Source organism: Leptolyngbya sp. BC1307 (genome assembly GCF_002286735.1).
Classification (GTDB): domain Bacteria; phylum Cyanobacteriota; class Cyanobacteriia; order Phormidesmidales; family Phormidesmidaceae; genus Phormidesmis.
In genome coordinates, this window is the sequence record NZ_NRTA01000153.1 from 1 (window position 1) to 1,119 (window position 1,119).

The 1,119-nt window shown below is 52.9% G+C and carries 1 protein-coding gene; it reads right to left on the reverse strand.

All coding sequences use genetic code 11. The features are described from left to right. Positions 1-35 precede the first annotated feature (35 nt). A complete protein-coding gene (gene psbA, locus CKL79_RS22490) occupies positions 36-1,118 on the reverse strand; it encodes a photosystem II q(b) protein (protein WP_121971718.1) in 1,083 nt (360 codons plus the stop codon). Between the last annotated feature and the right edge of the window lies 1 nt (position 1,119).

Genomic DNA, 1,119 nt, shown 5'->3' on the forward strand with positions numbered 1-1,119 from the left:
CGCTATCCAATCAAGGAGTAGTTATCAGGTGACGACTACGCGTTGATGGCAGGTGCAGTCATTGCAACCGGTGCAGCTTCACCTGCTGCCAGGTCAAGCGGGAAGTTGTGAGCGTTGCGCTCGTGCATGACTTCCATACCCAGGTTGGCGCGGTTCAAAACATCAGCCCAAGAACCAATCACGCGACCCTGTGAGTCGATGATTGACTGGTTGAAGTTGAATCCGTTCAGGTTGAACGCCATGGTAGAAATACCCAGCGCTGTGAACCAGATGCCCACAACTGGCCATGCACCCAACAAGAAGTGGAGTGAACGGCTGTTGTTGAATGAAGCATATTGGAAGATCAACCGACCGAAGTAGCCGTGCGCTGCAACGATGTTGTAAGTCTCTTCTTCCTGACCAAACTTGTAGCCGTAGTTCTGTGACTCTGTCTCAGTCGTTTCACGAACCAAGGAAGAAGTCACGAGTGAACCGTGCATTGCACTGAACAAAGCACCACCGAAGACACCGGCAACTCCCAACATGTGGAAGGGGTGCATCAGGATGTTGTGCTCTGCTTGGAACACCAGCATGAAGTTGAACGTACCCGAGATACCCAAAGGCATGCCGTCAGAGAATGAACCCTGACCGAGGGGGTAGATCAAGAAGACTGCAGATGCTGCTGCAACAGGCGCAGAGTAAGCAACACAGATCCAGGGGCGCATACCGAGGCGGTAAGAAAGCTCCCACTCACGACCCATGTAGCAAAAGACGCCAATGAGGAAGTGAAAGATGACCAGCTGGTAAGGGCCGCCGTTATAGAGCCACTCATCTAAGGAAGCAGCTTCCCAGATCGGGTAGAAGTGCAGGCCAATTGCGTTCGAAGAAGGCACAACCGCACCAGAGATGATGTTGTTGCCGTACATCAGAGAACCTGCAACAGGCTCACGGATGCCGTCAATGTCAACGGGAGGCGCTGCGATGAACGCAATCACGAAGCATGCAGTAGCAGCGAGTAGTGTCGGAATCATCAACACGCCGAACCAACCTACATAGAGGCGGTTTTCGGTGCTGGTGACCCACTGACAAAACTGCTCCCACAGCGACGCGCTTTGGCGTGTCTGTAGTGTAGTAGTCATT